Source organism: Fusobacterium perfoetens ATCC 29250 (genome assembly GCF_000622245.1).
In the GTDB taxonomy this organism is placed as follows: Bacteria; Fusobacteriota; Fusobacteriia; order Fusobacteriales; family Fusobacteriaceae; genus Fusobacterium_B; species Fusobacterium_B perfoetens.
Genome location: NZ_JHXW01000019.1, coordinates 1 through 8,489, shown reverse-complemented (window position 1 = coordinate 8,489; position 8,489 = coordinate 1). Strand labels below are relative to the sequence as shown.

Sequence of the window (8,489 nt, the reverse complement as noted above, 5' to 3'; positions counted from 1 at the left end):
ATGGAAGAATTATTAGAAAAAGCAAGAAAAAAAGAATTAAAAATCACAATATTAGGAATGGGGTATATAGGACTTCCTACGGCCATAGCTTTTGCAAGAGCAGGATTTACAGTAAATGGATTTGATGTAAATAAAAAAGTAATAGAAACTTTAAAAGGTGGACATATTCATATAGTAGAGCCAGATTTACAAGAAGCATTTGAAGAAGCTATAAATAGTGGAAGATTAATACCAACAGACAAATTAGAAAAATCAGATGTATTTATAATCTCTGTACCAACTCCATTTAAAAAAGAACATGAAGAAAAAATAGCAGATTTATCTTATGTAGAAAGTGGAGCAAGAGAAGTAGCAACAGTATTAGAAGAAAATAATCTTGTAATATTAGAATCAACAGTACCACCAATGACAACAAAATTAATGACAGATATATTAGAAAAAGAATCAAAAATATCAAGAGAAAAATTTATGACAGTTCATTGTCCTGAAAGAGTTTTACCAGGAAGAATTCTTTATGAATTAGAACATAATGATAGAATAATTGGAGCAGAAAGAAGAGAAGCAGGAGAATACACAAAAGTTATATATGATGCAATGGTAAAAGAAGGAACTTGTTATATAACTGATGATATAACAGCAGAAATGTGTAAACTTGTAGAAAATACATTTAGAGATGTAAATATAGCTTTTGCTAATGAACTTTCTGTAATTTGTGATAAATTAGGAATAGATGTATTTGAATTAATAAAATTAGCAAATAAACATCCAAGAGTAAATATATTAACACCAGGAGCAGGAGTTGGAGGACATTGTTTAGCAGTAGACCCATGGTTTATTGTAGAAAAATTTCCAAAAGAAGCAAATGTAATAAGAGAAGCAAGACTTATAAATGATTTTAAACCAAGATTCATAGTAAATAAAGTAGATGAAATATTAAAAGGAGATAAATCATTAACAGTAGGAGTATTAGGACTTGCTTATAAACCAGATATAGATGATTTAAGAGAATCACCAGCAATGGAAATAGCTGAAATCTTAAGAGATAAAGGGTATAAAGTAATAGCTTGTGAACCAAATGTAAGAGAAAAAGAAAGTCATGGTTTTGAACTTTATAGTTTTAAGGAAACAATAGAGAAAGCAGATTATTTAGTATTAGCACAAGGACATAAAGAATTTAAAGAAAATATAGAAGTATTAAAAGAAAAGAAAGTGTATGATTGTTTAGGAATAATTAAATAATAGTAATAAGGAGTAATAAATGAAACAATTGTTTTTAATGGTAAATGATGGTTCAGTTAAATTAATAGAAACACCTATGCCTAGAGTGAAAGATGAACATGTATTAATAGAAACTTTATATTCAGCTGTAAGTGCAGGAACAGAAAGAAGTTTAACTTCTTTTGGAGGAAAAAATTTATTACAAAAGGCTTTAGAAAGACCAGATCAAGTAAAAAAAGTTTTAGATAAAATGGCAACAGATGGAGTAATAACAGGTTTAGAAGCAGCTTTTGGAAAATTAAAAGAACCAATGCCAATGGGGTATTCAGCTGTAGGAAAGATTTTAGAATGTGGTAGAGGAGTTACAGAATTTAAAAAAGGAGATTTAGTCGCTTTAGTGGGGCAAGCATATCATAGTGAAATTAATAGAACAAATAAAAATCTAGTAATAAAATTACCAAATAATTTAGAAAATTATCAAGATGCAGCTTTAGGTGCTTTAGGTGGAATTGCTTTAGAAGGAATACATCAAGCAAAAGTAGAATCAGGAGAAACAGTTGCTGTTATAGGTCTAGGGTTATTGGGGCATATTACAGCAAGAATTTTAAATGCTTATGGTTGTGATGTAATAGGATATGATATAGTTAATAAAGAATTAGAAAATACAAAGTTAAAAGCATTCATACAATCTGATGATGAAAATGCAGAGGATAAAACGAAGGCTTTAACTAAAGGACGTGGTGTAGATAAAGTAATAATAACTGCATCTACAAATAGCAATGCTCCAATGGATTTAGCAGCTACTATAACAAGAGACAGAGCAATTATTTGTATGATAGGTGTTACTAAGATGGAAATAGATAGAAGACCATATTATGAAAAAGAATTAACATTTACAATAGCTCGTTCTTATGGACCAGGAAGATATGATAGTAACTATGAGGAAAAGGGGATAGATTATCCTATAGGATATGTTCGTTTTACTGAAGGAAGAAATATAGAGGAATTTATCAGATTATTAGCAAGTAAAAAAGTTATAATATCAGATTTAATTACTCATATCATAGATTTTGAAGAAGCAGAAAAAGCATATGAAATAATAACAACTAATAAGAATAAAGAAAAATATATAGGAATATTACTGAAATATAAAGAGAATGAAAAAAAATACATGAATATAATTTATTCTCAAAAAGAAAATAAAATAGAAAAAGATAGAATAACAGTAGGGCTAATAGGAGCTGGAAATTTTTCTAAAACAACTTTAATACCAATTATGAAAAAAACAGAATTATATAATTTTAAAGGATTAGCTACTACTGGGGGAGTGAATGCAGCTCAAGCAAAGAATATAGTTCCTTTTGAATATATAACAAATAATTATAAGGAATTATTAGCTGACAAAGAAATAGACTTAATTATAATTTCAACTGGACATAATACACATGCTAAATTTATAATAGAGGCTTTAAATGCAGGAAAAAATGTTTATTGTGAAAAACCATTATGTTTAACATTAGAAGAATTAGAAGAGATAAAAGAAACTTATAAAAATTCTAATAAGGAGTTATTTTGTGGATTAAATAGACGTTATGCTCCATTGATAGAAAAAATAAAAAAAGAGGGAAATACTAATGAAACTTCTGCTATTTATGAATATACTGTAAATGCAGGGTATATTCCTGAAGACCATTGGGTACAAGATGAAAAAATAGGTGGAGGAAGGATATTAGGAGAAGCTTGTCATTTTGTAGATACTATTCAATATTTAGATGGAACGGAATTAGAAGAATTAAAAATAAATTTTTTACAAAATGAAGCATACCCTAAAAAAGATAATTGTATAATATCACTTAAATTTAAATCAGGAGCAATTGGAAATATAATTTATACTTCAATGGGTTCTAAAAGATATTTAAAAGAACAATTGAGAGTTTTTATTAATGGAACAATTTATGAAATGGATAATTATATTAAATTAATTAGATATGGTAGTATAAAAAAAGTTAATTTAAAATTAAAGCAAGATAAAGGAATAGAAAATGAATATAAGTATATATTTAATATTTTAAAGAAAAATAAGAAGAATATTCATATAGAAGAATCATTTAAAGCAATGGAATTACTAATAAAAGGAATGATAAAATAATAAAGGTGTTATAAATGAAAAAAATATTATTTGTAGGACCATTTCCAGAAGGAAATAAAGGATTAAACGGACAAAATATAGCAAACCAAACGTTGTATGATGGATTAAAAGAAAATTATGATGTATATAAAATAAATACTTTAAAAGAATTAGAGTTTAAAAATAAAAAAGAACAAGGGAAGTTTAAAATAAAAAAATTTTTAAAAATATTTATTTATTTAATAAAAGAAATATATCAAATTTTATTTAATAAATATGATGTTATATACATGACTCCTGGTCAAAGTTTTTTAGGATTTATGAGATTTTCACCATATATGTTATGTTCTTTTATAAAAAGTATTCCATGTTATATACATATACATGGAGGAAATTTTAGAAACATGTACGATAATCAAAATCTTTTGAAAAAGAAAGTCTTAAGTTTTTATCTAAAAAGATTAAATGGAGTTATTGTTTTAGGAAATTCTTTAAAAGAAATGTTTAAAGGAATTATCAATGAAGATAAAATTTTTGTTTGTGAAAATGGAGTACAAGACGAAATAATAGCTTCTGAAGAAGAGATAAAAGAAAAAATAAAAAATTTTAATTTTAGAAAAAAAAGAAAAGTTCTTTATTTAAGTAATTTGATGAGAGAAAAAGGAATTTTAGATGTTTTAGAATCTTCAAAAGAACTTTCTGAAGAAAAATTTGAGATTCATTTAGCAGGAGCCATAGAACCATGTATAAAAATTGAAATAGAAAAATATTTAAAAGAATATCCTAATAAAATATTTTATTATGGAATAGTAAAAGGAAATAAAAAAAGAGATTTATTTTTGAAAAGTGATATCTTTATACTTCCTACTTATTATGAAAATGAAGGGCAACCGATTTCAATTTTAGAAGCATATGTAAATGGTTGTTCAGTAATAACTACAAATCATGCAGGAATAAAAGATATTTTTGATGATAATATAAATGGAAAATATTGTTTAGCAAAGAATAAAGAAAGTATTATAGAAAGTTTAAATTATTTAAAAGATAAAAATTATATAGAAAAAAATTATTATTTTTCTAAAGAAAGATTTTCTAGTAAAAGTTTTATTAAAAGAGTAGAATATATAATAGGAGAAAAAAATATATAATATAATAATAGTAGAAGAATATTTTTGAAGAAAGTAATTTGATAGACATTATATATGGTGCAAAGAAATTAAATGAATTAATAGTAGATATAAATAATAGGATGTATATAATATGTAAGGATAAAAATAAAAAAAACAAATTGTTAGATTTTTAATGTTAGATAATCTACAGAGAATAGTGAAAGATTGATTAGAAAAGAAAAAATTTTACAAGAAAATAATATATTAATATCTAAGTATGAGAAAATGCTAATGGGAATTTTAGTGACAAGAATACTAAAAATTTATTTGAAGATTCAACAATGTTTATAAAATAAGATGAGGAAAATTTTTTATAGGATATCAAAAATAAGTCTGCATAATTTAGTAAAAATAGAAGATTATTTTTATAAATTAGAATATAAATATATATTTATTTATACATTAACTATATTAAAGAGTGAATAAAAAGCTATTAAGGAGAAGAAATTAATATGTTAAAGGAAAAAATATTAATAGTAAGTTATTATTTTTATGAAGAAAATACTCCTCGTTCTCATAGAGCATTTGAACTAGCTAGAGAGTTAGCAAAAAAATATGAAGTTGAAGTCGTAACTTCTAAAAAGAATGTACCTGAAATTTTTTTTGAACAATATGGTATAAAAATTATCTATTTAGAAAAAGGTTTTTTATTAAATAAAAATGTAAATAGTTTAAATAATATAAAGAAAATTCAAAGAGAAAAAAGTTTAAAGTCTAAAATTATAAAAAAAATAAAAAATATATATAATTATTTGTTTTTAGATAGACAAATAGAATTTTCATATTTTGTTTATAAATATTTAAAAAATGTAAAAGATAACAAAAAAGCTATAATTTCTATTGCTTTTCCTTTTTCATCTCATTTAGGAAGTTATTTAGGAATAAGAAAAAATAAAAAATTAACTGATAATTTAATACTAGAATACGGGGATCCCTTTTATTATAATAAAACATTAAATATTGCTTATTACTTTAAAATTATAGAAGCTCTTATTTTAAAAAAATTAAAATATATAGTATTACCAATTGAAAATGCAAAAGAAGCATTTAAGAAATATAAAGTTGAAAATAAAATAAAGATAATTCCTCAAGGATTTGATTTAAGTGAATATAAATTAGAAGAATATAAAAGAAATAAAGTTCCAACTTTTATTTATGCAGGTGTATTTTATGAGAAAATAAGAAATCCTTTGAATATATTAAAATTATTAAATACTATAGATAAAGACTATAAATTTATTATATTTAGTGATATAGTTACTATAGAAAAAATGAAGAGTGGAAAAAGTATATTAGAGGAAATAAAAAAATCTAAAGGGAAAATAGAAATAAGGCCATTAATTCCAAGAAAAGAGTGTATAATAGAAATGAGTAAAGTGGATTTTTTATTAAATATATCTAATGTTAACTTAGAACAATCACCAAGTAAATTAATAGATTATGGAATAGCAAAAAGACCAATTTTATCATTTAATCAAAATAATTTTAATAAAGAAATATTTATAGAATTTTTAAATGGAAATTATAAAAATCAAGAAATAATTGATTTAGAAAAATATGATATAAAAACAATAGGAAAACAATATAAAAAGTTAATAGAAAAAGAGGAATAGAATGAAAATAGGATTAATATTTGGAACAAGACCAGAAGCAATTAAAGTGGCTCCTGTGTATCATGAATTAAAAAATAATGGAATAAATGTAAAAGCAGTAGTAACAGGACAACATAAAGAGATGCTTTATCAAGTATTAAATCTTTTTGGGATAACTCCTGATTATGATTTGCAAATAATGAAACAAGGACAAGGATTATCAGAATTAACTGGTAGACTTATAATTAAACTTGATGAAATTGTAAAAAAAGAAAAGTTTGATTATATATTAGTTCAAGGAGATACGACATCAGTTCTAGCAGGGGCTTTAGTAGGATTTTATAATCAAATACCAGTAGGACATATTGAAGCAGGTCTTAGAACAGGAAATATTTATTCTCCGTTTCCAGAAGAGGCTAATAGAAAACTTGTAGGAAATATAACAAGTATTCATTTTGCTCCAACAGATGTAAATGTAGAAAATCTTTTAAAAGAAAATTATCCAAAAGACAAAATTTTAAAAGTTGGAAATACAGTAATAGATGCACTTTATTGGGTAAAAAGAAATAAAAGTGAAGATATAGAAGCTATAAAAAGAAAATATGGTGTAGAAAATAAGAAATATATATTAATCACAATGCATAGAAGAGAAAATTGGGGAAAACCAATGGAAGAAACTCTTAAAGCAGTAAGAGATTATTTAGAAAAACATGATGATTTATATTTAGTATTTCCAATGCATTTAAATCCATTAGTAAGAGAAGTGGCTCATAAAGTATTAGATACTTTTGAAAGAAAAATTTTAATAGAACCATTAGAATATTTAGAGTTTATAGCAATAATGGATGGAGCTCATTATATAATGACAGATTCAGGAGGCGTTCAAGAGGAAGCTCCAAGTCTAGGAAAACCTACATTGGTACTTCGTGATACAACTGAAAGACCAGAAGCTATAGAAGCAGGAACAGCGAAATTAGTTGGAACAAAATATGAAGATGTAATAAAGTATATGGAATTATTAGAGGGGGAATTATATGAAAAAATGTCAAAAGCTAATAATCCATATGGAGATGGAAAAACATCAGAAAGAATAAGAAAATATTTATTGGAGAAAAATAAATGTTAATATATTATATACCAATTGTATGGTTATTTACTCTATCTAATATAAAATTAGGAAAGCATAAAAACTTATTAGAAAAAATAACAGTATTTTTATTAGGAATTTTTCTTTGTACTACATATTTTACTGGAAGTGATTGGAGAGCATATGAAAAGTTATACGAATTAAATTCTTTTGAAAATTTAGGAATGTTATATGGTGAAATAGGTTACCATGTATATTCTTTAATATTTAAAAGTTTAGGTTTTGATTTTTGGTATTTTTTTATAATAACAAAATTATGGTGTTTTTATATTTTTTATAAAAAAATAAAGGAAAGAAGTAATAATATATTTTTCGTTTTAATGTTATGTTATTTTTATATTTTTTTATATTTATTTATAGATTGCCCTTTAAGAAATTTAATAGCTGTGGGAATATTTTTGTTATCAGAAAATTTTTTATTAAAAAAGAAATATATAAAGTATTATTTATTTTGTATTTTAGCTTTTTTATTTCACAAATCTTCTTTTTTTATGTTTTTTTTACCTTTTGTAAAAAGAATAAGTAAAATAAATAGATTTATTTTATTTGGTTTATTAATAATAGCAAATATAATTTTTTTAGATAAAAATTTATTAATAAAATTAATAGAATTATTACCATTTGGATTAGATATGAGAATATTAAAATATTCTGGTGGAAGATATTTTGAATCTTCTATTTTTTCATTGGGTAATGTTGAAAAGATAGTAATTATATTATTTATTCTATTTAATAAGAATAAAATTTTAAAATTTAAAGAGTATAATAAGTATTTAATATCTATATTAATAATTTATTATATTTTTTATAGATTAAGTTTTATAATAAGTATTTTTGGAAGATTTGGAACATACTTTATAATATATTACATTTTTAACATAAATTTAATATATGATTTTTTTAAAAAAAATATTAATAAAAAATCAATAATTATTTTCTTTTTTATGTATGGGATATTAATGATTTATAAAACAACTTTAACAACATATAATTATTTGCCATATACATCATATTTAAGTTATATATTTAAAGAAAAACCATCATATCAATATAGAAAAAATTATGCTTTTTATAAGTATATAGAGAGAAGAGGGAAAGATTCATATATAGAAAAATATTTGAAATAGAGGAGAAAATAAAATGGAAGAATTATTAGAAAAAGCAAGAAAAAAAGAATTAAAAATCACAATATTAGGAATGGGGTATATAGGACTTCCTACGGCCATAGCTTTTGC

The 8,489-nt window shown here is 23.3% G+C and carries 6 protein-coding genes; all 6 read left to right on the top strand.

What is annotated here, in order from left to right; all coding sequences use genetic code 11:
* Positions 1-1,239: nucleotide sugar dehydrogenase (locus tag T364_RS0106830; RefSeq protein WP_027128191.1), on the top strand; the 1,239-nt coding region annotated here is incomplete at its 5' end.
* A 19-nt stretch (positions 1,240-1,258) separates the two neighbouring features.
* The gene (locus T364_RS0106825; RefSeq protein WP_027128913.1) at positions 1,259-3,367 is read left to right on the top strand and encodes a bi-domain-containing oxidoreductase; all 2,109 of its coding nucleotides are present in this window, start codon (positions 1,259-1,261) and stop codon (positions 3,365-3,367) included.
* A 14-nt stretch (positions 3,368-3,381) separates the two neighbouring features.
* Positions 3,382-4,494, top strand: a complete 1,113-nt coding sequence (locus tag T364_RS0106820) for a glycosyltransferase family 4 protein (protein ID WP_027128912.1) — start codon at positions 3,382-3,384, stop codon at positions 4,492-4,494.
* A 473-nt stretch (positions 4,495-4,967) separates the two neighbouring features.
* Positions 4,968-6,128 carry a glycosyltransferase family protein gene (locus T364_RS0106815; RefSeq protein WP_027128911.1) on the top strand — a complete coding sequence of 387 codons (1,161 nt, stop codon included), beginning with the start codon at positions 4,968-4,970 and terminating at the stop codon, positions 6,126-6,128.
* A 1-nt stretch (position 6,129) separates the two neighbouring features.
* Positions 6,130-7,233, top strand: a complete 1,104-nt coding sequence (wecB, locus tag T364_RS0106810) for a non-hydrolyzing UDP-N-acetylglucosamine 2-epimerase (RefSeq protein ID WP_027128910.1) — start codon at positions 6,130-6,132, stop codon at positions 7,231-7,233.
* The gene (locus T364_RS0106805; protein WP_027128909.1) at positions 7,227-8,381 is read left to right on the top strand and encodes an EpsG family protein; all 1,155 of its coding nucleotides are present in this window, start codon (positions 7,227-7,229) and stop codon (positions 8,379-8,381) included. The genes wecB and T364_RS0106805 overlap by 7 nt, the downstream gene beginning before the upstream one ends.
* Positions 8,382-8,489 lie beyond the last annotated feature (108 nt).